19 protein-coding genes are annotated in these 22543 nt (G+C 70.2%); 10 read left to right on the forward strand and 9 right to left on the reverse strand.

Translation table 11 applies throughout. From position 1 onward, the window contains the following. Positions 1-44: 44 nt before the first annotated feature. Positions 45-716 carry a CGNR zinc finger domain-containing protein gene (locus CLT75_RS03900; protein WP_167796865.1) on the reverse strand — a complete coding sequence of 224 codons (672 nt, stop codon included), beginning with the start codon at positions 714-716 and terminating at the stop codon, positions 45-47. 98 nt (positions 717-814) lie between these two features. Between CLT75_RS03900 and CLT75_RS03905 the strand changes: the two genes are divergently transcribed. From CLT75_RS03905 to CLT75_RS03925, 5 genes are all read left to right on the forward strand, one after another. Next, positions 815-2059 (forward strand): MFS transporter, encoded by a 1245-nt coding sequence (locus CLT75_RS03905; RefSeq protein WP_135239507.1) that lies wholly within the window; start codon positions 815-817, stop codon positions 2057-2059. Then, positions 2056-2988 (forward strand): SDR family oxidoreductase, encoded by a 933-nt coding sequence (locus CLT75_RS03910; protein ID WP_486485052.1) that lies wholly within the window; start codon positions 2056-2058, stop codon positions 2986-2988. The genes CLT75_RS03905 and CLT75_RS03910 overlap by 4 nt, the downstream gene beginning before the upstream one ends. 391 nt (positions 2989-3379) lie before the next feature. Continuing rightward, entirely contained in the window at positions 3380-4639 is a 1260-nt protein-coding gene (locus CLT75_RS03915; protein ID WP_209310262.1) for an ABC transporter substrate-binding protein, read from the forward strand. A 71-nt stretch (positions 4640-4710) separates the two neighbouring features. Then, the gene (locus CLT75_RS03920; RefSeq protein WP_135243896.1) at positions 4711-5664 is read left to right on the forward strand and encodes a carbohydrate ABC transporter permease; all 954 of its coding nucleotides are present in this window, start codon (positions 4711-4713) and stop codon (positions 5662-5664) included. Continuing rightward, a complete protein-coding gene (locus CLT75_RS03925; RefSeq protein ID WP_135239508.1) occupies positions 5661-6530 on the forward strand; it encodes a carbohydrate ABC transporter permease in 870 nt (289 codons plus the stop codon). The genes CLT75_RS03920 and CLT75_RS03925 overlap by 4 nt, the downstream gene beginning before the upstream one ends. A gap of 17 nt (positions 6531-6547) precedes the next feature. Here CLT75_RS03925 and CLT75_RS03930 read toward each other — a convergent pair whose 3' ends face one another. After that, a complete protein-coding gene (locus tag CLT75_RS03930) occupies positions 6548-7252 on the reverse strand; it encodes a family 43 glycosylhydrolase (protein ID WP_135239509.1) in 705 nt (234 codons plus the stop codon). A gap of 110 nt (positions 7253-7362) precedes the next feature. On the opposite strand from CLT75_RS03930, the gene CLT75_RS03935 reads away from it, so the two are divergent. Both CLT75_RS03935 and CLT75_RS03940 read left to right on the forward strand, forming a co-directional pair. Next, the gene (locus CLT75_RS03935) at positions 7363-9021 is read left to right on the forward strand and encodes a CocE/NonD family hydrolase (RefSeq protein ID WP_135239510.1); all 1659 of its coding nucleotides are present in this window, start codon (positions 7363-7365) and stop codon (positions 9019-9021) included. Positions 9022-9088: 67 nt separating this feature from the next. Continuing rightward, positions 9089-11053, forward strand: coding sequence for a right-handed parallel beta-helix repeat-containing protein (locus CLT75_RS03940; RefSeq protein ID WP_135239511.1), 1965 nt, complete (start codon positions 9089-9091; stop codon positions 11051-11053). Positions 11054-11112: 59 nt separating this feature from the next. Here CLT75_RS03940 and CLT75_RS03945 read toward each other — a convergent pair whose 3' ends face one another. From CLT75_RS03945 to CLT75_RS03970, 7 genes are all read right to left on the reverse strand, one after another. Further along, a complete protein-coding gene (locus CLT75_RS03945) occupies positions 11113-13515 on the reverse strand; it encodes a phosphoketolase family protein (RefSeq protein ID WP_486485053.1) in 2403 nt (800 codons plus the stop codon). A 41-nt stretch (positions 13516-13556) separates the two neighbouring features. Further along, on the reverse strand, positions 13557-13934 hold the full coding sequence (locus CLT75_RS32520) for a hypothetical protein (protein ID WP_167796866.1): 378 nt from the start codon (positions 13932-13934) through the stop codon (positions 13557-13559). Then, the gene (adhE, locus tag CLT75_RS03950) at positions 13900-16464 is read right to left on the reverse strand and encodes a bifunctional acetaldehyde-CoA/alcohol dehydrogenase (RefSeq protein ID WP_486485054.1); all 2565 of its coding nucleotides are present in this window, start codon (positions 16462-16464) and stop codon (positions 13900-13902) included. The genes CLT75_RS32520 and adhE overlap by 35 nt, the downstream gene beginning before the upstream one ends. Before the next feature lie 134 nt (positions 16465-16598). Then, a complete protein-coding gene (locus tag CLT75_RS03955) occupies positions 16599-17411 on the reverse strand; it encodes an ABC transporter ATP-binding protein (protein ID WP_135239514.1) in 813 nt (270 codons plus the stop codon). Then, complete coding sequence (locus CLT75_RS03960) at positions 17404-18219, reverse strand: ABC transporter permease (protein WP_135239515.1); 816 nt, start codon at positions 18217-18219, stop codon at positions 17404-17406. The genes CLT75_RS03955 and CLT75_RS03960 overlap by 8 nt, the downstream gene beginning before the upstream one ends. Then, entirely contained in the window at positions 18216-18986 is a 771-nt protein-coding gene (locus CLT75_RS03965) for an ABC transporter permease (RefSeq protein ID WP_135239516.1), read from the reverse strand. Before CLT75_RS03965 ends, CLT75_RS03960 begins: the two co-directional genes overlap by 4 nt. Positions 18987-18993: 7 nt before the next feature. Then, on the reverse strand, positions 18994-20061 hold the full coding sequence (locus tag CLT75_RS03970; RefSeq protein ID WP_486485055.1) for an ABC transporter substrate-binding protein: 1068 nt from the start codon (positions 20059-20061) through the stop codon (positions 18994-18996). 157 nt (positions 20062-20218) lie between these two features. Here CLT75_RS03970 and CLT75_RS03975 point away from each other — a divergent pair, with 157 nt between their 5' ends. The 3 genes from CLT75_RS03975 to CLT75_RS03985 are packed head-to-tail and all read left to right on the forward strand — an operon-like array spanning position 20219 to position 22426. Next, positions 20219-21448 carry a flavin-dependent oxidoreductase gene (locus CLT75_RS03975; protein ID WP_486485329.1) on the forward strand — a complete coding sequence of 410 codons (1230 nt, stop codon included), beginning with the start codon at positions 20219-20221 and terminating at the stop codon, positions 21446-21448. After that, a complete protein-coding gene (locus CLT75_RS03980; RefSeq protein ID WP_135239518.1) occupies positions 21445-21912 on the forward strand; it encodes a MarR family transcriptional regulator in 468 nt (155 codons plus the stop codon). Before CLT75_RS03975 ends, CLT75_RS03980 begins: the two co-directional genes overlap by 4 nt. A gap of 49 nt (positions 21913-21961) precedes the next feature. Continuing rightward, positions 21962-22426 (forward strand): DUF3237 family protein, encoded by a 465-nt coding sequence (locus tag CLT75_RS03985; RefSeq protein ID WP_135239519.1) that lies wholly within the window; start codon positions 21962-21964, stop codon positions 22424-22426. The last annotated feature ends 117 nt before the right edge of the window (positions 22427-22543 follow it).

The following is a 22543-nucleotide window of genomic DNA, read 5'->3' on the forward strand; positions in this document are numbered from 1 at the left end:
CATGCGCGGTCGTTGAGCGTGTCAGCGCCCAAGCCTCTGATGGGCTACGTCGCGTCAGCCCCGGAAGCGGTGGAACCTGTCGGTGCGTCAGACGACCGACGGAGCGTTGTGTCGCCCGGCCGTTGCCGAGTGAGCCGGCTGCGCCGTGCGGCGATGTAGCGCCGCATCTTCTCGGCGGTTCCGCAGTCCTGCATGCTGCACCAGCGGCGGCTTCGGTTCTTGCTCTCGTCGTAGAAGACGAAACTGCACGCCTCACAACGCTTGATGCGTTCAGTCGTGGCCGTGGTCAGCAGCCCGACCGCCGCATGCACCACCGGCCGTAGCGGCCGGGCGAGCGAACGGTCGTCCCGCCAGGTCCAGGCGAATCCGTTGTCCTGGTCGAGCCGGGCGTGGGCGAGCGCGTCCGCTTCATCGTCCCGCAAGCGGGCCAGGGCGGTCGATTCCGGGCTTCGCTGGGCGGCCAACGCCTGGAAGATCTCGTCCAGGTAGTCGCGGGTGTGCAGCGCGCGCACGAAGGCGGCGTCCGCGCCGGCTCCATCGTCGCGGGCGCGTCGGCGTAGGGCTGTCGCCTCGGCGTCGGTGAGATCGGCTGCGTACACGCTCCAAGCGACCAGCTCGGGATAACCCGTGAGCACGTCGTCGTCCGGAGCGGCGCCGGGCGGACCGACCCGCGTGTTGACGAAGTCGAGGGCGACGTTGCCGCCGACCAGGCGCATCCGAGTCACTGTTTCCATCAAAACCGACTTTACCAGTTGCACGATCGCGGTCGCCTTGTTTCCATGAAAGCTCGTTTAGATGGAAACGGGGTTGGCGCATGAAACGTGCGATCGGTGCTCTCGTCGGCCTGGCTGGTGGAACGTTCCTCTACAGCACCGCTGAGGGCCTGCCAGTCGGCCTGTTGCTCCCGATGGCCGCCGACCTGAACGTCTCGCCGTCCCAGGTCGGAATGCTGGTCACCGCCTACAGCGCGGTGGTGATGATCGCCTCGGTCCCGTTGACCGTGCTGGCCCGCCGCATCCCGCGCCGGATGTTGCTGTCCGGGTTGCTGGCGGGCTTCGTCGTCAGCAATGCGGCCACGGTGCTCGCCACCACGTTCGCGCAGGCGGTGGCGGCCCGGGTGGCCACCGGGCTGACCCACGCCCTGTTCTGGGCGGTAGTGGTGCCGGCCGCGGCCGGGCTGTTTCGGCCCGGCCTGCGCGGGCGGGTGGTCGCGGTGGTGTTCGCCGGCGGCAACGTCGCGCTGCTCGTCGGCGTGCCCACCGGCGCCTGGCTGGGCGAGAAGGCCGGCTGGCGGGCGTCGTTCTTGATGGTGGCCGGACTGGGCGCGGTGGTCTTGGCCGTGGTGGCCGTCCTGCTGCCGTCGACGCGACCCGGCGAGGGGCACGCCACCTACGGCGCGACGCCCGACGCTCGACGGTTCTGGCTGCTCGTGGTGATCGCCGTCCTCACGACGGCCGGCGCCATCGCCGCCTACACCTATGTCGCACTGTTCGTCACCGAGGTCACCGGCTTCGCCACCGCGTCCGTCGGCGCCATCCTGTTTGCGCGCGGTATGGCGAGCGTCCTCGCCATACTCGCGATGGCAGCGTTCGTCGACCGCAACCCGTGGCTTGCCCTCATCGTGACCGTGGCACTGCAGACCGCGGCACTACTCGTCCTGTACGTCTTCGGCCGGCAGCCGATGGCGGCCGTCGGCATGATCGCTGTATCCGGCATGGCATTCGCCGCGTTCACAGCGGCGCTGGGCGGTCTGGTGCTCCAGGTGGCGCCGGGCCGCTCCGACGTGGCGGCCGCGACCCTCTCGGCCGCGGTCAACGTCGGCATCACGGTAGGGGCGTTCGCCGGTGGTCTGGTGGTGACCGGGTTCGGCGTGGCGACCACGGTGTTGGTGGGGGCGATACTCGGCGGGATCGCCTTGGTGCTGACCTGCGGCCAACGGGTCAGCCCGCAGCGGGAGCAGAGGGCTGGTCCAACCGGTGAGTGCCCCGTCGATGATTCCGGCCCTCTCGCCCTGAGAACTCGCCAGCCACTACCCGGTCGAGGCGGTTCCCGTTCGTGATCGTGCCTGTGGAGTGGGCCGCGAGCATCGGGTGGGACCACGCTGCCACGTCGATACCAGGGGCCCGAGCGATCTCCGTCGAGCTCTTTCGGCAAATTCCTGCACCCGCGCGCAGGGTTTCCGTCCTACTGGTGGCAGCGGGAAAGCCAATGCGGACAGGGAAGGGCTCGATCATGAAGATCGTCGTCATCGGTGGCAGCGGCCTCATCGGCTCCAAGCTCGTGGAGAGGCTCGGTGCCCAGGGTCATGAGGCGGTGCCGGCGTCGCCGAAGACCGGCGTGAACACCCTGACCGGCGAAGGAGTGGCGGACGTGCTCTCCGGCACCGATGCCGTCGTCGACGTGTCGAACTCGCCGTCACTCGAAGGCGGCGCCGCACTGGAGTTCTTCGAGACGTCCACGCGGAACCTCCTTGCCGCCGCCGCGAACGCCGGTGTCGGTCACTACGTGGCGCTCTCCGTCGTGGGCTCCGAACGGCTTCCGGACAGCGGCTACCTGCGGGCGAAGGTCGCCCAGGAGAAGCTCATCACCGCGTCCGGGCTCCCGTACTCGCTTGTGCACGCCACACAGTTCTTCGAGTTCCTTCAGGGCATCGTGGACGCCGCCACCGACGGCGACACCGTGCACCTCGCGCCGGTGCTGATCCAGCCGATGGCGGCGGACGACGTCGCCGCCGCGGTGGCCGAGGTCGTGGCCGGCGCGCCGACCAACGGTGTGGTCGAGGTCGGTGGCCCGGAACAGTTCCGCCTCGACGAACTGGGACGATCCACCCTCGCGGCCCGGCAGGATCCTCGTTCGGTGGTGAGTGACTCCGGCGCCCGGTATTTCGGTGCCGCGCTGTCTGAGCGCTCGCTCGTCCCCGCCGACGGCGCCCGCATCGCCGGCACCCGCCTCGACGACTGGCGAACGCGGGCGACCCACGGCCGGTAGACCGGCGTGCTGCATGCGGCTTCCCGGAGCAGCCCCGTCCTGGCGGCTTGACCGGAGACCTCGGACGAGGCAGTCGCCCATGTCCTCCGCGCAGAGTAACGCTCCTCGCTCCGAAACTTTCGGCGCTGTGTCGATCAAAACGCCAGCCTGCCGTCCGGCGCTCTCCCTGCCAGCGAGGCTGTTGACGGATGACGGGGCACTTAGTAGCCTCAGCGCACAAAATCATGGCATGTAAATATCTCGATAAGTTTCGGAGGCGGCGAGCGCACCGACGACGGGACAACGACTGACCCGTCGATGAGGCCACTCGTCGGCTTCTGCCTGCGCGCCCGCGCCGGCGAGAACCCCCCACCCCACCACCGCCGCTCACGATCACACCGATGGAGGGCCGTTGAAACGCGTCCGGACCACCACCACAGCCGTCATGGCCGCCGTCGCGCTCCTCCTCGCCGGCTGTGGCGGATCAGACGGCAAGTCCGACTCGAAGACCTTCGAGTTCTGGTCGTTCGCCAACATCAACCAGAAGGCCGACGTCGACGTCTACACCAAGGCGCACCCCGATGTGCGCGTCAAGCTCACCGAGGTGGGCAGCACGACCGAGACCGCGCAGGCGCTCACCGCCGCGCTGGCCGGTGGCAAGGTGCCCGACCTGGTGCTGATCCAGGCCGACGACCTGCCGAAGTTCATGCAGTCCCCGGACAACTTCGTCGACCTCACCACGCTGGGCGCGAACGACATCAAGGGCGACTACCTCGACTGGGTGATGGCGCAGTCGACGACGAAGGACGGCAAGATCATCGGCGTGCCGACCGACGTGGGCGGCTTGGCGGTGGCCTACCGTACCGATCTGTTCAAGGCGGCCGGCCTGCCCACCGATCGGGAATCGGTCTCCAAGCTCTGGCCGACGTGGGACGAGTTCATCAACGTCGGTAAGCAGTACGTCCAGAAGACCGGGAAGCCGTTCGTGGACAACACGCCGACCAGCGTCTTCTTCCAGGCGGTCAACCAGGGCAGCCAGCGCTATTACAGCGCCGACCGCAAGCTGGACTACGACAACGAGCAGGTCAAGGCGGCGTTCGACGTGACGCTGAAGGCGTTCTCCGCGGGCATCTCCGCCAAGCAGGGGTCGTTCTCGTCCGGCTGGACCGCGGCGATGAAGAAGGGCGACTACGCGGTGGTGTGCTCGCCGTCCTGGATGCTCAGCCAGATGAAGACGAACGCCCCCGAGACGAACGGGAAGTGGGACATCGCCACCATCCCCGGTGGTTCGGGGAACTGGGGCGGCAGCTTCCTCGCCATCCCCAAGCGCGCCAAGAACGCGAAGGCGGCGTGGAACTACATCTCCGAGATGCAGTCGCCGAAGGGGCAGCTGGACCACTTCCTGATGCAGGGGTCGCTGCCCACCACCCCGTCGGTCTACACGGACCCGCAGCTGGTCGGGAAGACCGACCCGTTCTTCAGCAACGCACCGATCGGCAAGATCTACACCCAGTCGGTGGTGGGGATCAAGCCCTTCTACTTCGGTCCGCAGGACGGCCCCATCGGCACCGAGTTCCTCAACACGCTCACCAGCGTCGAGCAGGGCAAGGTGGACCCGGCGAAGGCCTGGGACACCGCGCTGACGAACGTCAAGAACGCCGTACGCGAATGACCGAGGGCTGATGCGCGGCGGCCGGGTCGTGCCCGGCCGCCGCCCATCGGGAGGGTGACGCTTTGACCACCATGCTCGGCCCGGCCCCGGTCCCACCGGACGTCCGGAGGCCCGCTCGCAACCGGCGGATCCAGCAGGGCGTACGGGAGTTCCTGGCGCCGTACGCGTACATCTCGCCGTTCTTCGTGCTCTTCTTGATCTTCGGCCTCTTCCCGTTGCTGTTCACCTTCTACATCTCGCTGTTCGACTGGGATCCGATCGGTGAGCACCGCTTCGTGGGGCTGGACAACTTCTCCGAGCTCCTGCACGACCCGCGCTTCTGGGGTGCGCTGCGGAACACGTTCAGCATCTGGGTGCTGTCGACGGTGCCGCAGTTGCTCCTGGCGCTCGGCCTGGCGCACCTGCTCAACCACGCGCGGCTGCGGCTGGCCGCCCTGTTCCGGATGTCGGTGCTCGTCCCGTACGTCACCTCGGTGGCGGCCACGACGATCGTCTTCGCCCAGATGTTCGACAGGGACTACGGCATGATCAACTGGTTCCTGGGGCTGCTGGGCTTCGACCACATCGACTTCACGGCGTCGCTGTGGGGCAGCCACATCATGATCGCCACGATGATCGCCTGGCGCTGGACCGGATACAACACACTGCTGTACCTGGCCGCGCTGCAGGCGGTTCCCCGGGAACTGTATGAGGCCGCCGCCGCCGACGGCGCGAACGGCTGGAAGCAGTTCCTGCACATCAGCATCCCCTCGTTACGGCCGATCATCGCGTTCACCGTCGTGACGTCGACCATCGGCGGGCTGCAGGTCTTCACCGAACCGCTGCTGGCCAACCCGGTGGGCGGGCTCACGTGCGGGGCTGCTCGGCAGTGCCAGACCGTCACCCTCTACCTCTACGAGCAGTCCTTCGGGCAGTTCCACTTCGGCTACGGCGCGGCGGTCGGCGTCGCCCTCTTCGTCATCGTGGTGGTGTTCTCCGGACTCAACTATCTGCTGGCCACCCGCATCCGTTCGGAGCGCCCATGAAGCCCGCACCCACGACCGCCGCGCCCGCGCGGACCAGGCGGCGCCAGGCCAATCGCGTCCCGCTCCCGGTGTACGCGCTGCTCACCCTCATGGCGCTCGCCAGCGTCTTCCCGCTCTACTGGATGTTCGTGGTGGCGACGACGGACTCCGCCACCGCGACGACGCTCCCCCCGACGCTCACACCCGGTGGCAACTTCCTGCACCTGGCGGAACTGGTCTTCACCATCGTGCCGTTCGTGCAGTCCCTGCTGAACAGCCTCATCGTCGCCACCACGATCGCCGTGGGTCAGGCGGTGCTCTGCGCGCTTGCCGGGTTCGCCTTCGCCAAGCTGTCCTTCCCGGGCCGCAACACGCTGTTCCTCATCGTCGTGCTGACCATGACGGTGCCGGCGCAGCTGGCAGTGGTGCCGCAGTACCTGATCATCTCCCAGTTGAACTGGGTGGACAGCCTTCAGGCGGTGATCGTTCCCGGGCTGGTGAGCGCGTTCGGCATCTTCTGGATGCGCCAGCACATCGGCAGCACCATCGACGACGAGCTGATGCAGGCGGCGCGGGTGGACGGCGCGACCACCTGGCAGATCTTCTGGCGGATCGCCTTCCCGCTGGTCCGCCCGGCGGCGTACGTGCTGGGGCTGTTCACGTTCGTCTACGCCTGGAACGATTTCCTGTGGCCGTTCATCGTGTTGAAGTCGCCGGAGAACTACACCGTCCAGATCGCCATCAAGGCACTGCAGCAGAACCGGGACATCGATCTGGGCCTGGCCATGTCCGGCTCCTTCCTGGCCACCATTCCGCTGCTGGTGCTGTTCGTCTTCGTCGGGCGCCGTCTGGTGCAGGGGATCATGGAAGGCGCGTTCAAGGGGTGAGGCCGGGTGCCGGTCCGTCATCCGGCCGGCTGGTAGTCGAACCAGTCGAACCCGGCGGTTCCCTCGGTGACGTACATGCCGATGACCCGGCCGGTGAACCCGGACGCGACCTCGGTGGACAGATAGCGCCCGTCGAGTTCCGCCAGGGACGACCAGCCGTCCCCGGTCTCGACCTCGAAGCCGATCGTGTCGCGGCCGGCGGCGGTGACGCCCACGAGGCCCGCCTGCGCCAGCGCGTCGGACGAGGTGACTGTCGGGGTACGCGGGTCGATCCGGTACGACTCGACCCCGGACACCGTCATCCAGCAGGTGCCGTCGTCGTCCCACGCCAGCGACGGGTCCACGTGGGGCAGGTCCAGGTAGACCGGATCCGCCCACGGGCCGGCGGGATCGGCCGCCGTGACGATCAGGTGCCGGTCGAGCGTGACGTTCGTCGTGACGACCCAGAACCGGCCGTCGTGGTGGCGGATCGTCGGCGCGTAGATGCCCCGCGAGGCGAGTGTGTCGGCGGGCAGCCGGAGTTGATCGGCGCGGTCGAGCACGTTGCCGATCTGGTGCCGGCTGAACAGGTCACGGCTGTGGAAGATCGGCACACCAGGCGTGTACTCGACGCTCGAGCAGACGAGGTAGTAGTCGTCACCGGCCCGGCAGGTGCTCGGGTCGGGCCAGAAGCCCGGGAGGATCGGGTTGCGGTAGCCACCGTCCGCGGGCTCCGGTTCCATGTCCGCTCCTTCTCGTACGGGTACGGCATGAGTGTCGATGTCGCGAACCGCCCCGGGCAAGCCGCGAGCGCCCGGCGCTGCGACCCCGGCACCAGAGCCGAGGATCAGGAATGACGAGCCTGCGCTGCCGGCTGCCCGGCCGGCTCCGGCGCGCCCGTCGCCGCCCGTACACCTTCACGGTCCGGCGCGGGCTGCGCGTGCCGATGGACGACGGCGTCGAGCTGGTCGCCGACCTCTACCTGCCGGCCGGCCCGGTGGAACCGCCGCTGCCCACGATCGTCGTCCGCTCGCCGTACGGCCGGCACGGCTCGCTCACGGACGCGCCGGCGCTGGCCGGCGAGGGGTTCACGGTGCTGGTGCAGAGCTGCCGCGGTACGGGCGGCTCGGGTGGCAGCTTCCGACCACAGCTCGACGAGCAGCGCGACGGCATGGCCACCCACCTGTGGGTACGCCGCCAGCAATGGTTCACCGGCACCGTCGCGACGTACGGGGAGAGCTACCTCGGCTACACCCAATGGGCGGTGGCGGGACGGATGTGCCGGGACGACCCCGGGAACGCCCCCGATGCCCTGTGCCTGAACGTCACGATGGCCGACTTCGGCGCGGTCACCTGGACCAACGGCGTCTTCTCGCTGGGCGGCTCGCTCGGCTGGTCGCGCCTGATGGCCCTGCGGGGCATGCGCGGCGCCCTGGTCCGGGCGCGGCTCGCGCGGCGGCCGGACCGGAGGCTGGCCGAAGCCCTCGACGTTCTGCCCCTGTCCCACGGCGACACGGCGGTGGCGGGCCACCCGATCGGCTGGTACCAGGACTGGCTGGCCCACGAGCAGCTCACCGACGAATACTGGACCCGGCAGTCGCACACCGCGTCGGTGCCCGACGTGACATCGCCCGTCTACATGGCCACCGGCTGGTACGACATGTTCCTTCCCTGGCAGCTGCGCACCTACGCCCAACTGGTCGCGGCCGGTCGCCCGCCCCGGCTGACCATCGGCCCGTGGGGCCACCGCAGCGACCAGAGCCCGTTCCTCGCCGAGTCGATCGCTTTCCTCAAGGAGCACTTCGCCGGCGTGCCGGCGGCCCGGCCCGCGCCCGTGCGCGCCTTCCTCACCGGCGCGCGGCAGTGGCACGACCTGCCCGCGTGGCCACCGCCGGGCACCTCCGTGCGGCGGTGGTACCTGCACCGGTCCGGGCTGCTCGACCCGGCCGTCCCCGACGGGGGCGGCACCCGCTACACCTACGATCCCGACCGGCCCACACCCGCACTCGGCGGCCCCGGCCTGGGCCCGTCCTGCGAGCCGGTCGACAACAGCGCCCACGAACGCCGTACCGACGTGGTCGTCTTCCGCAGTCCACCGCTGGATCACGCCGTCGTCCTCGCCGGGGAGCCGATCGCCCGCGTCCGGTTCCGCTCGACGGCGGCCAGCGCGGACGTGTTCGTCCGGATCTGCGACGTGCAGCCCGACGGCCGCTCGATGAGCGTGTGCGACGGCATCCGCCGCGTCGGCGGCGCCGGTACCGCGGCCACCGATCCGCGGCCCGGCGAGGGCGGCTTCGTCGAGCTGGACGTGCCGCTGTGGCCGGCGTTCCACCGCTTCGCCGCCGGCCACCGCATCGCCGTGCAGGTCAGCTCCGGCGCGCATCCGCGCTACGCCCGCAATCCCGGGAGCGGCGAGCCTGCCGCCACCGCGACCACCACCGTACGGGCGCAGCAGGAGATCTCCCACGGCGGCGCCCACCCGTCCGCGATCGACCTGCCGGTGTGGACGTGAACGGGCGCGCACGCGCCGGCCGCTGCGCCGACGGCATCTGCATCAATCGACGAGGAGGGCTCCCCGGATGACATCCGTGTTCCATGTGACGACAGGCGGTTCGGACCGTGCCGACGGCTGCGCCGAGCGGCCCTTCCGGACGATCAACCGGGCGGCGGGCGTCGCGCAGCCCGGTGACACCGTGGTGGTGCACGCGGGGGAGTACCGCGAGTGGGTGACGCCACGCCACGGCGGTCTCAGCGACGCCCGCCGCATCACCTACGAGGCGGCGCCAGGCGAGCACGTGGTGATCAAGGGATCGGAACGCGTCACCGGCTGGGAGCCGCTCGGCGGGACGGTGTGGCGGGCGGTCGTCGACAACGCGCTGTTCGGCTCGTTCAACCCGTTCGCCGAGGAGGTGACCGGGGACTGGATCGTGTACCGCACGGGCGCGCCACGCCGGCACCTCGGCGACGTCTACCTGAACGGCCTGAGCTTCTTCGAGGCGGGGAGCCGGGCGGAGGTCGACGATCCGCCCCGGCGCACCGAGGTCGTCGACGACTGGACCAGGCTGCCCCGTCCGGTCGGCGATCCCGGCCGGACCCGGCTCGTCTGGTACGCCGAGGTCGATGAGCGGACGACGATCTGGGCCAACTTCCAGGGCGCCGACCCGAACACCGAGCTGGTCGAGATCAACGTACGCCGCAGCGTCTTCTACCCGGACCAGCCGCACCTGGACTACATCACCGTCCGTGGCTTCGAGCTGGCGCACGCGGCCAGCCCGTGGGCGCCGCCGACCGCCGACCAGCCGGGCCTGATCGGGCCCGGCTGGGCGAAGGGGTGGGTCATCGAGGACAACGTGATCCACGACGCCAAGTGCGCGGCGATCTCGATCGGGAAGGAGGGGTCGACCGGGCGGAACTTCTCCGCTCTGCGCGGTGACAAGCCGGGCTACCAGTACCAGGTGGAGTCGGTCTTCGCGGCCCGCCGGATCGGGTGGGACCGGGAGCACATCGGCTCGCACGTGATCCGCCGCAACACGATCTACGACTGCGGTCAGAACGCGATAGTGGGTCACCTCGGATGCGCGTTCTCCACCATCGAGGACAACCACATCCACCGCATCGGCGTGAAGCGCGAGTTCTACGGGTACGAGATCGCCGGCATCAAACTGCACGCCGCCATCGACGTGGTGATCCGGCACAACCGGATCCACGACTGCTCGCTCGGCACCTGGCTGGACTGGCAGGCGCAGGGCACCCGGCTCTCCCGCAACGTCTACCACGACAACTCCCGGGACCTCTTCGTCGAGGTCAGCCACGGCCCCTACCTGGTCGAGCACAACATCTTCGGCTCGCCCGCCTCGCTGGAGCTGTTCAGCCAGGGCGGCGCCTTCGTCTGCAACCTGATCTGCGGCACCGTGCGGCTGGAGCCGGTGCTGGACCGCGCCACGCCGTACCACCTGCCGCACAGCACCCAGGTCGCCGGCTACGCGGTGATCTACGGCGGCGACGACAGGTACGTGGGGAACCTCTTCCTGGGCGGCGACCCGGGCGCGGCCTACGGCGCGGGCGCGGAGGGCGAGGGGCCGCCGCTGGCCGGCACCGCCGGATACGACGGGCATCCGGCGTCGTTCGCGGAGTACCTGGCCCGCCTCGCCAACCAGCCGCCGAGCGACCAGCAGAAGTACGTCGAGGTGAGACAACCGGTGTACGCCCGCGCGAACGCCTACGCCGCCGGCGCCCGGCCGTTCGAGGGTGAGCACGAGCCACTGGTGCTGGGCGCCGCGTCGGCGGTAGTCGTCGACGACGGTGACACGATCTGGCTCGTCACCGACCTCCCGGAGGCGTTCGACGAGGCCCGCATCGGTGTGGTCACCGGCCGGGACCTGGAGCGGGTCCGGTGCGCCGACGCGGAGTTCGAGGAGGCGGACGGTAGCCCCGCCGTCATGGACGTCGACCTCACGGGCGAGCCCCGGCAACACGGGCGGGACGGCGCCGTCGGCCCGATCGCGGGCCTCGCGTCCGGTCCACGCCGTACGCGCGTCCTCTGACGGCGGACCCGCGCGTACGCGGACGGTGGCGCCGGCCGGCGCCACCGTCCGCGTCGGACTCAGCCGCGTGCGGCCCAGTCGCCCAGGGCCCAGTCGCGGACCTCGGGCATGTCCTCCAGGTGCTCCACCACGTACGCCTCGTGGCGGTCGAGCTGACTGCGGCACCACGCCTTGAGGTCCGCCGCACCGCGCGGCAGACGCTTGGCGTTGTTGATGGCGTCCATCACGAGGTGGTACCGCGACGCCTTGTTGCGCACCGTCATGTCGAACGGGGTGGTGGTCGTGCCCTGCTCGATGAAGCCGCGCACGCGGAACCGGTCCGCGTCCGGGCGGCCGTGGACGAGCTGGTGGATCGCGCCGGGGTAGCCGTGGAAGGAGAAGACCACGTCGACGTCGTCGGTGAACAGCTCGGTGAACAGGGTCTCGCTCATGCCGTGCGGGTGGTCCTTGGGCCGGACCAGCGTCATCAGGTTGACCACGTTGACGACGCGCACCTTCAGACCGGGCAGCCGGTCGCGCAGGATCTGCGCCGCCGCGACCGTTTCCATGGTGACGACGTCGCCGGCGCAGGCGAGGACGATGTCGGGGTCGCTGGTGCCGTCGTCGGTGCCGGCCCACTCCCAGATCCCCGCGCCGCGGGCGCAGTGTTCGATCGCCTCGTCCATGGAGAGGTACTGCAACTGCGGCTGCTTGTCGATGACGATCAGGTTGATGTACGACCGCGACCGGAAGCAGTGGTCGGCCACCGACAGCAGGGTGTTGGCGTCCGGCGGCAGGTAGACCCGGGCGACGTCGCCGCGCTGGGTGAGCACCACCTGGATCAGGCCCGGGCCCTGGTGGGAGAAGCCGTTGTGGTCGTTGCGCCACGCCGTCGAGGTCAGCAGCACGTTGAGGCTCGGCACCTTCGCGCGCCACGGCAGGTGCTTGGCCTCCTGCAGCCACTTGCCGTGCTGCACCGTCTGCGAGGCGCTGACCATGGCGAACGCCTCGTAGGTGGCGAACATGCCGTGCCGGCCGGTCAGGTTGTAGCCCTCCAGCCAACCGTGGCAGTTGTGCTCGCTGAGCACCTCCATGACCCGGCCGTCGCGGCTGATCGCCACGTCGTCCGGCGTCACCCGCTCCATGAAGGCGCGGTCGGAGACGTCGAAGACGCCGCCGAGGCGGTTGCTGTTCGTCTCGTCCGGGCAGAACAACCGGAACCGGTCGGCGTTGCGGGCGTAGATGTCGCGCATCATCTCGCCCAGCTTGCGCGTCGACTCGGCCCGCTGCTGCGCCGGCTGGGGCACCTCGATCGCGTAGGAACGGAAGTCCGGCAGGTCCAGGTCCCGGGTGAGCAGCCCGCCGTTCGCGTGCGGGCTGGCGCTCATCCGCAGGTCGCCGTCGGGGGCCTGGTCCCGGACCAGCGCCACGGGCGCGCCGGTGGAGTCGAACAGCTCCTCCGGACGGTACGACCTGAGCCAGCGCTCCAGGAGCGCGAGGTGCTCCGGATTGTCCTTGACGCCGGACAGCGGCACCTGGTGGGAGCGCCACGTCCCGGTGACGGTGACCCCGTCGACGGTGTCCGGCCCGGTCCAGCCCTTCGGCGACCGCAGGATGATCAGCGGCCAGGTCGGACGCGTACCGTCCCAGGAGCCGTCACGGGCGGCGGTCTGGATGTCGCGGATCCTCGTCCAGGCGGTGGCCAGGGCGGCGGCGAAGCGGTGGTGCATGCCGGGCAGGTCGGAGCCCTCGACCTCGATGACGTCGTAACCGTGGCCCCGCAGCAGGTGGCGTACCTCCTCGGGGTCCTTGCGGCCGAGCACGGTGGGACCGGAGATCTTGGCGTCGTTGAGGTGCAGGATCGGCAGGACCGCGCCGTCGCGCTCCGGGTTGAGGAAGGACACGCCCTTCCAGGAGCCCTCCAGAGGCCCGGTCTCGGCCTCGCCGTCGCCCACCACCGCGATGGCCAGCAGGTCCGGGTTGTCCATGACCGCGCCGAACGCGTGGACCAGGACGTAGCCCAGCTCACCGCCCTCGTGAATGGAACCCGGGGTGGTCACCGACACGTGCGACGGGATACCGCCGGGGCTGGAGAACTGCCGGAACAGGCGCAGCATCCCCGCCTCGTCCTGGCTGACGTCCGGGTAGATCTCGCTGTAGGTGCCCTCCAGGTAGCCGGCGGCCACCAGTGCCGGCCCGCCGTGACCCGGACCGGCCAGGTAGATCGCCTGCTGGCCAGTGTGCCGGATCAGCCGGGAGACGTGCGCGTAGATCAGCGACAGGCCGGGGCTGGTTCCCCAGTGGCCGAGCAGGCGCGGCTTGATGTGTTCAGCCGACAGGGGCTCGCGCAGCAGTGGGTTGCCCTGCAGGTAGATCTGACCGATGGTCAGGTAGTTGTTCGCCCGCCACCACGCGTCCAGACGGGCGAGTTCGGTGTCGTCGAGTTCGGCGAGCGTACGGAGTTCGGATTCGACCGCGGTCACCGTGCTTCCCTTCCACTGATCTCGTCTTGTCCGGACCCAGCCTAGGCCCGGCGGTGCCCGGCCGCGGGGGGCCGCAGGCCGGAAGCCGCGGGACCTTCGGCCCTCGCCGGCAACCGCCGCGACCGCCGGGCACATGACGTTCGTTCCGCGCGCTGCTTGATACCCAGCAGCATCCGACGCTCCATGACCAGACTGCCCGGTTCCATCACCATCCGGTACGCGGCCCGGCCCGGCCCCGGACGCCCGGCCAGGGAGATCCGGTTGCGGCTGATCAGCCGGGTGCCCGCGCCGTACCGTCGCAGGTGGAAGCCCCACACCCAGGCGCCGTCGGCGGACCGGAACACCAGCGTCCGGCGGGGGTCGAGGATCTCGGTCACCGCCGGGTCAGCCGGTGGTCGCCGGTCCGTAGTACGCGGCACGCATCAGCTCCTGCATGTCGCCGAGCATCGGCATCCGGGGGTTGGCCGGGGCGCACTGGTCCTCGTACGCGTTCAGCGCCTGTTGCGGCAGCGCCGCGAGGAAGGCCCGCTCGTCCACGCCGACCGCCGCGAACGACGGCTCGATGCCGACCTCGTCGCGCAGGCGCTCGATCGCCGTCGCCAGGGCTTCCACCGCTTCGGCGTCGGTCGCGGCGGGGAGCCCGAGGGTACGGGCGATGTCGGCGAAGCGTTGCGGCGCCCGGTACGTCTCGTACCTGGGCCAGCCGGTGAGCTTGCTCGGCACGGTGCCGTTGTACCTGATGACGTGCGGGAGCAGGATCGCGTTGGTGCGCCCGTGTGCGACGTGGAAGGTGGCACCCAGGGTGTGCGACATGGCGTGCACGATGCCGAGGAAGGCGCTGCCGAACGCCATGCCGGCGATCGTCCCGGCGTTGTGCATCTTCTCGCGGGCCACCGGGTCCGCGGCGCCCTGGTGGACGGCCCGGGCGAGGTTGCCGAAGATGAGCCGGACGGCGTGCAGGGCCAGCCCGTCGGTGAAGTCGTTGGCGTAGACGGACACGTACGACTCGATCGCGTGGGTGAGCGCGTCGAAGCCGCTGTCCGCGGTGACCACCGCCGGCAGGTCGGCGGCCAGGACCGGGTCGACGATCGCCACGCTCGGCGTGAGGGCGTAGTCGGCGAGCGGGTACTTCTTGCCGGACGCGGTGTCGGTGATGACCGCGAACGGGGTCACCTCGGCTCCGGTGCCGGAGGTGGTCGGGATGCAGACGAGCTGGGCCAGCGCGCCGAGGGTGGGGAACTTGAAGGCGCGTTTGCGAATGTCGAAGAACTTCTCCCGCAGATCGGCGAAGACCACCTCGGGGTGCTCGTAGCGCAGCCACATCACCTTGGCGGCGTCCATCGCCGAACCCCCGCCGAGCGCGATGATGGTGTCCGGGCGGAACGAGCGCATCGACTCGGCGCCCCGGTCGACGGTGCGCACGCTGGGCTCCGGCTCGACGTCGTCGATGATCTGCAGGGCCACCTGCTCGCGGCGGCGGTGCAGCACGGACAGCACGCGGTCCACGTACCCCAGTCTGGTCATGGTGTGGTCGGTCACCACGGTGACCCGGTGCACGTCTGGCATGTCGGCGAGGTAGCGGATCGCGTTCGGCTCGAAGTAGATCTTCGGCGGAACCTTGAACCACTGCAGGTTGTTCGTCCGCCGGGCCACCCGCTTGATGTTGATGAGGTCGACCGCCGTGACGTTGTGCGACACCGAGTTGTGGCCGTAGCTCCCGCAGCCCAGCGTCAGCGACGGCAGGAAGGCGTTGTACATGTCGCCGATGCCGCCCTGGGAGGCCGGTGCGTTCCAGATGATCCGGACGGCCTTGACCCGGCGGCCGTACGCCTCGGCCAGGTCGGCGTCCCGCGTGTGGATGACGGCGCTGTGACCCAGACCGTCGAACTCGACCATCTGCTCGGCGTACCCGAAGGCCTGGTCGTGACCGGTGGCGGGCAGCAGGGCGAGCACCGGGCAGAGCTTCTCCCGGGTCAGCGGCTCGGCCGGGCCGACCCGGTCGACCGGGACCAGGATGATCGAGGTGTCCGGGGCGACCGGGAAGCCGGCGTGTCCGGCGATCCAGGTCACCGGCTGCCCGACCACGTCCGGGTTGAGCTTCCCGGAGCCGAAGAGCAGCTTCTCCAGCAGCGACTTCTCCTCCGGTGTCGCGAGGTGGGCGTGCAGTCGCCGGAACTCGGCGAGGGCCGCCGGCCGGATCGCGTCGTCGATGATGACGGCCTGCTCGGAGGCGCAGATCATGCCGTTGTCGAACGCCTTGGACAGCACCACGTCGTTTACGGCGCGGGCCACGTCGGCCGACGCCTCGATGTACGCGGGGACGTTGCCGGCGCCGACGCCGAGCGCCGGTTTGCCGGTGGAGTAGGCGGCCCGGACCATGGCGTTGCCACCTGTCGCCAGGACCACCGAGACGGCGGGATGCCGCATCAGCTCGTTCGTCGCGTCCACCGAGGGCTCGTCGATCCACTGGATGCAGTGCTCCGGGGCGCCGGCGGCGACGGCGGCGTCGCGGACCGTGCGGGCCGCCTCCGCGCTGCAGCGCTGCGCCGCCGGGTGGAAGGCGAAGATCACCGGGTTGCGGGTCTTGAGGGCCAGCAGGGCCTTGAAGACGGTGGTCGAGGTCGGGTTCGTCACGGGCGTCACCGCGGCGACCACGCCCACCGGCTCGGCGATCTGGGTGATGCCTGTGATGTCGTCCCGGGCGATCACCCCGACGGTACGGATGTCGGCCATGTGGTTGGTGACGTGTTCGCAGGCGAAGATGTTCTTCACCGCCTTGTCCTCGAACACGCCGCGGCCGGTCTCCTCGACCGCCAGCATCGCGAGTTCGGCGTGCCGGCCGAGCGCGGCCACCGACGCCTTCTTCACGATCTCGTCGATCTGTTCCTGGCCGTAGGAGTCGTAGCGGGCCAACGCCGTGAGGCCGTTCTCCACCAGGGTGCCGATCATGCTTCCGCCCTCCATCGGTCCGTCACCTCGACCGTAGATCCGCGATGATCGATGCGGGCACGGCCGGTGGACCCATGCGGGCGGGACCACCGGCCCGCGCCCGGACGCCGGGCCGAGGGACCGGCGGGGCACCGTCAGGACGTCGGCTGGGGCGCCGCGTTCGGCCCGCGCTTGGCCCGCTGGATCTGCTCGTAGACGTGGGTCCGCAGTTCGGTGAACCGGGGCAGGGCCCGGGTGGTGAGCTGGTCGCGTTCCCGCGGGAGGTCGATCGCGAGGTCCTCCTGCACCCGGGTCGGCGAGTTCGACAGGACGAGCACGCGCTGGCCCAGGTACACCGACTCGTCGATGTCGTGCGTCACGAACACGGTGGAGATCCCCCGGGTCAGGTGCAGTTCGCGGACGAGGTCCTCCAGGTCCGCGCGGGTCTGCGCGTCCACGGCGGCGAACGGCTCGTCCATGATCAGCACGTCCGGCTGGTACGCGATGGCGCGCGCGATCGCCACCCGCTGCTGCATCCCGCCGGAGAGCTGCCACGGATGGCTGCGCGCCGACTGCGGCAGCCCGACCGCCTCGAGGGCGTCGGCGACCGTCCGGGCGCGTTCGGCGCGGGAGAGCCTCTTGTGGCGAAGCGGAAGCTCCACGTTGCCGCGTACCGTCAGCCACGGGTAGAGGCTGCGGCCGTACTCCTGGAAGACCACCGCCATCGCCGGGCTGGGGCCGGTCACCGGCGACCCCTCCATCTCGACGAGGCCGCTGGTGGGGCGGAGCAGCCCGGCCAGGCATTTCAGGAGCGTGGTCTTCCCGCAGCCCGAGGGACCGACGACGCACAGCAGCTCGCCGGGATCCATGGTGAAGCTGATGTCCCCGATCGCCTCGACCTCGCCCCGGCCGGAGGCGTAGACCTTCCGCAGGTGCTCGACCCTCAGCAGGGCACGCCCGTCAGCCACGGGTGACCTCCTTCATTCCGTGGTACCAGCGCAGGACGCGGCGTTCGACGACACCGAAGACCACGGCGAGGACGACGCCGATGAGGCCGAGCAGCAGGATGCCGCTCCACATCTCGGCGATGAGGTAGTTCCGCTGGAAGTAGGCGATCCGGTAGCCGAGGCCTGCCGACGACGCGAACATCTCCGAGATCACCATGAGGATCAGGGCCACCGAGAGCGCCTGCCGTACGCCGGTCATGATGCGCGGGCTCGCCGCCGGGAGGATCAGCCGCCACAGCCGGTCCCACCGGGAGATCCGGAACGAGTACGCGGTCTCCATCATCACGCTGTCGGTCGCCCGGACGCCTTCGATCGTGTTCAGCAGGATCGGCCAGATCGCGCCGGACACGATGACGACGACCTTCATGGTGTCGGTGATGCCGAGCAGCAGCATCGCGACCGGGATCAGCACGGGTGGCGGAATCGCGCGGAAGAACTCCAGCAGCGGTTCGAGGATCTCGCGTAGCGGGCGGAACCGGCCGATCACGACGCCGGCGGCGACGCCGAGCAGGATCGACGCGCACAGTCCGATCAGGAGCCGGTACAGGCTCGGCAGGACGTCGTCGACGAACGCCGGGCCGATCCAGGTCTGCCGGAACGCGTCGAGGAGTGTGCGGGGGCCGACGAGGAACCGGTTTGTCGACCGGGTGGACCAGACGGCCCAGAGCGCCACGGTCAGGACGGGCAGCCCGACCGCGAACAGGACGTTCTCGGCGACCCGGACGCCCAGGTCACGAGGGCGGGCCCGGCCCGCGCCGAGGGCGGTCATCGGGTCGCCTCGTCCGCGAGCACCGACTGGTGCCAGGCCAGCGAGCGCCGTTCGACGAAGCGGAACACGACGTTCACCAGCAGCCCGAGCAGCCCGGTGACCACGACGAGGCCGTACAGGCCGACCGCGTCCCCGGCGGAGCGGGACAGTTCGATCATGCGTCCGAGGCCGGGGTTGCCGATCACCATCTCCGCGGTGACGGCCAGGATGAGCGCGACCGCCGCGCCGAGACGCAGGCCGGTCATCAGGTACGGCAGCGCGGTCGGCAGGACGAGGTACCGCAGACGTTCGGCGCGGGTGAGGCCGAAACTCCGCGCGGTGTCCCGGGCGACGGTGTCGACGTCGGCGACGCCGTAGATCACCTGCACGAACACCTGCCAGAACGCCGCGTAGACGATGATGACGAGCGCGGCGCGCATCTGCAGGCCGAACATCAGCACGGCGAGGGGGATCAGCGCGACCGACGGCACCGGTCGCAGGAACTCGACTGTCGTGTGCGTCGCGCGGCGCAGGAACGGCACCGTCCCGACCACTGTCCCCAGCGCGACCGCGGCGAGCGTCGCCACCGTCAGGCCGATCGCCCACGACGTCATGGTGAGCCGGACCCGCCGCCAGAACGCCAGGTCGCGGACCTCCTGGGCCAACCGCCCGAACACGTCGGTGGCGTACGGCAGGTAGTGCGGGTCGACAAGTCCCAGGGCCGGGATCAGTTGCCAGACGACGAGGAACCCCAGCAGGCCCGCGGCGCCCAGCAGGATCTTGCGCATCGGCCGGCTACTGCTGCTGGATGAGGCGGTCGAAGTCGGGTCGCCGGTCGAGGACGCGGTACTTCTGGGCGAGCGTCGCCAGTTGTTCCAGGCCGGCCCGGTCGAGCTCCCATCCGAACGCGGGGAGTCGTACGGAGTCCGCCACCGGCTCCGGCAGTTCGAGATTGTCCTTGATGGCCTGACGCAGGTCTTTCTCGTTCGCCGGGTCCTTGGCCCAGGTGAGCGTCTTCTTCATCGCCGAGGAGAAGTCCGCGACCAGGGCGGCGTCGGAGTCCTTCAGCTTGCTCGACGTGATCGTCGTCAGGGTGGCGAGCCCGGGGACGGTGGCCTGGTACGGGGCGACCACGAGCACGTCACCGCGTTTGCGCATCTGGGTGATGAACGGCTCGGTCACCCAGGCGGCGTCGATGTTGCCGGCCGCGAGCTGGGCCGGCGCGTCCGGGAAGGCCACCTCGACGAACTTGATTTTGGTGGGATCGCCGCCGTCCTTCTCGACCGCCGCCATGATCGTGACGTCGCCGGCCGCGCCCAGACTGTTCACCGACACCTTGCGCCCCGCGAGCTGGGCCGGCCGGGTGATGCCGGACTTCGCCGACGCCACCACGGCGTTGATGTCGTCACCGTCGGCGTAGGACGACGCGTAGTTCCCGATGATCACCACACCGAGGTTCTGCAGATCGGCACGGAACGGGCCGAACGGCTGACCGATGGCGAAGTCGATGTCGCCGTTGATCAGCGCCGGGATGGCCTGGGCGCCGCCCTGTGCGGGCACCACCTCCACGTCGAGCCCCTGCTCCCGGAAGATGCCCGCCTTGATGCCGCCCCACAGCGCTGCGGTCTCGCTGATGGGCAGCGCCGCCACGCGGACCTTGCGCAGGTCGCCGCTCGCCCCGGGGGACGGATCGGTGGCGTCGGAGTCCGTACAGCCGGTCAGGGCGATCGCGAGGCCGGCGAGAACAGCGAGGGCGGTGACCTTCTTCATGGACGAGCCCTTCCGTGCGAAGCGCTGGTGCATCCGGAGGAGTGAGGGCCGGCGAGGAGAGGTGAACCATCCGACCGCGTCGATCAGCGTCATGCAGAGGTGATTGATTGTCAAGAATTCCGATAAGGCGAATCGCATTGCGAGACGAGTGGTCGGAACTCGATGGGAATACGTCTTGACGCGTGACGATTTTGTGACCAAACTGTGCGATCGGTGGTCGGGTGGCGGAGGGAGCGACGACTTGGCGATCGTGATCGTGGGCGCGGGGATCGGTGGCCTCACCACCGCTCTCAGCCTGCACCGGGCCGGCTTCCGTGAGATCACCGTCTACGAGCGCGCCGACGTGCTGCGCCCACTCGGCGTCGGGATCAATCTGCTCCCGCACGCCGTCCGGGAGTTGACCGAATTGGGGCTCGGTGAACGCGTGGAAAGGCTGGGCGCCGCCCCCGGCACGCTTGCCTACTACAACCGGCACGGTCAGGAGATCTGGAGCGAACCGCGCGGACTGGACGCCGGATATCGCTGGCCGCAGCTTTCTGTCCACCGCGGCCGGTTTCAGATGGAACTGCTCACCGTGGTGCGGGAACGGCTGGGACCTGACGCGGTACGCACCGGGCACCGGCTCGTCGGCGTCCGCGACGGCGTCGCGCACTTCGAGACGGCGGCGGGGCAGGTGAGCGTCGCGGGCGACCTGATCGTCGGAGCGGACGGCATCCACTCCGCGCTGCGCGGGCAACACCATCCCGGCGAGGGACCGCCGCTCTGGAACGGGCTGACGCTGTGGCGGGGCACGGCACGGGCGCCCGGCTTCCTGGACGGGCGAACCATGATCATGGCGGGGGACGCGGAACAGAAGTTCGTCGCGTACCCGATCGGGGCCGGCCTGATCAACGTCGTCGCCGAGCGGCGCGGGCCCGGTTTCGCCGGGCCGAACGCGGACTGGAACCGGGCGGTCGACCCCGCGCCGGTCGTCTCCCTCTTCGCGGGCTGGCGTTTCCCGTGGCTCGACGTGCCGGAACTGCTCGCCGCCGCCGACGAGATCCTCGAATACCCCATGGTGGACCGCGACCCGATCGACACCTGGACCCACGGGAACGCGACGCTGCTCGGCGACGCGGCGCACCCGATGTATCCGAACGGTTCCAACGGAGCGTCGCAGGCGATCCTCGACGCGCGTACCCTCGCCTTCCACCTCGCCACCGCGCCGACGGTCCGGGCGGCGCTCGACGCCTACGAGGCGGACCGGCGGCCGGCGACCACCGCGCTCGTGCTGAGCAACAGGCGGCAGGGTCCGGAACAGGTGATGGTGCTCGCCCACGAACGCGCGCCCGGCGGCTTCGACCACGTCCACGACGTCATCCCGCCGGAGGAACTAACCGAGATCGCCACCGGCTACAAGAAGGCGGCCGGCTTCCTGCCCGCCGACCTCAACGAACGGGCCTCCCTCACGCCGACTGTCTTCTCCGGTGTCCTGCCGTGACCGGCCCGGAGCCGGCCGGGCTGGACGCGGCGCGACTGGCGTCGGTGATCTCGCCGCTGCGCCGCACGCTGCTCGCCGCCGCCCGCGCCGCCGAGCACCTGCCGGAGATCCCGGACGCGCAGATCGAGATCGTGCGGGCCCTGCCCCGGGGCACCGTGTCCGGTCCCGGCGAGCTGGCCGAACGACTCCGCCTGAGCCGCTCGACGGTCAGCAACCTGCTGACCACGATGGAGGGCAACGGCCTCGTCGAGCGCCGCCCCCGTCCCGGCAACCACCGCCACGTCGACGTCCTCGCCACCCCGAAGGCCCTCGACCTGTTCGACCGCTTCGACCTCGCGAGCGGAGACCTGGTCGCCCGCGCCGCGGCCACGCTGCCGGCGGAGGACCGCGCGGCCCTCGCCGCCGCGGTGCCCGCGCTGGAACGCCTTCGCGACGCCCTCGCGCAGACCAAGGACACCCCATGAGTACGCGCCGACGCGCCGTCCGCCGCGCCGAGCAGCCGGGCGGGGCCCGGTGAGCGCCCCGCCGGTTCCCGGTCTGGAGGCCGCGTTCGAGGTGGAGGTCCGGCTCGGTGCGCTGGAGGACCACGGGGTGACACGCGCGGGCCACCGCCGCGTGGTGCCCGTCGTCGGCGGCCGGGTCACCGGCCTCGTCGAGGCCGACATCCTTCCCGGCGGCGCCGACTGGCAGCTGGTCCGCCCCGACGGCGCGATCGAGATCGACACCCGCTATTCGGCGCGCACCGCCGGCGGCGGTCACGTCTACCTCCGCACGTTCGGCGTCCGCAGCGGTCGCCCGGAGGTCCTCGAGGCGTTGTTGCGCGGCGACGCCGTCGACCCCTCCGAGTACTACTTCCGCCTGGGCGTACGACTGGAGACGTCGGTGCCCGCGCTGGCCGTGCTGGAGCAGTGCGTCTTCGTCGCGTCGGCGATCCGTGAGGCCGACCGGGTGCGCTACACCGCCTACCGCGTCACGTAGTCGTTCCCGGGCGGCGCGTTTTGCGCGTTCGCCCTCCCCGTGCCCGGCCGCCGTGATATCCCATCTACTATGCGCCTGTAGTAGAAGCTGGTGCCGGGGTGGACGCCACGCGCCGGG

The organism is Micromonospora sp. CNZ285 (assembly GCF_004637285.1).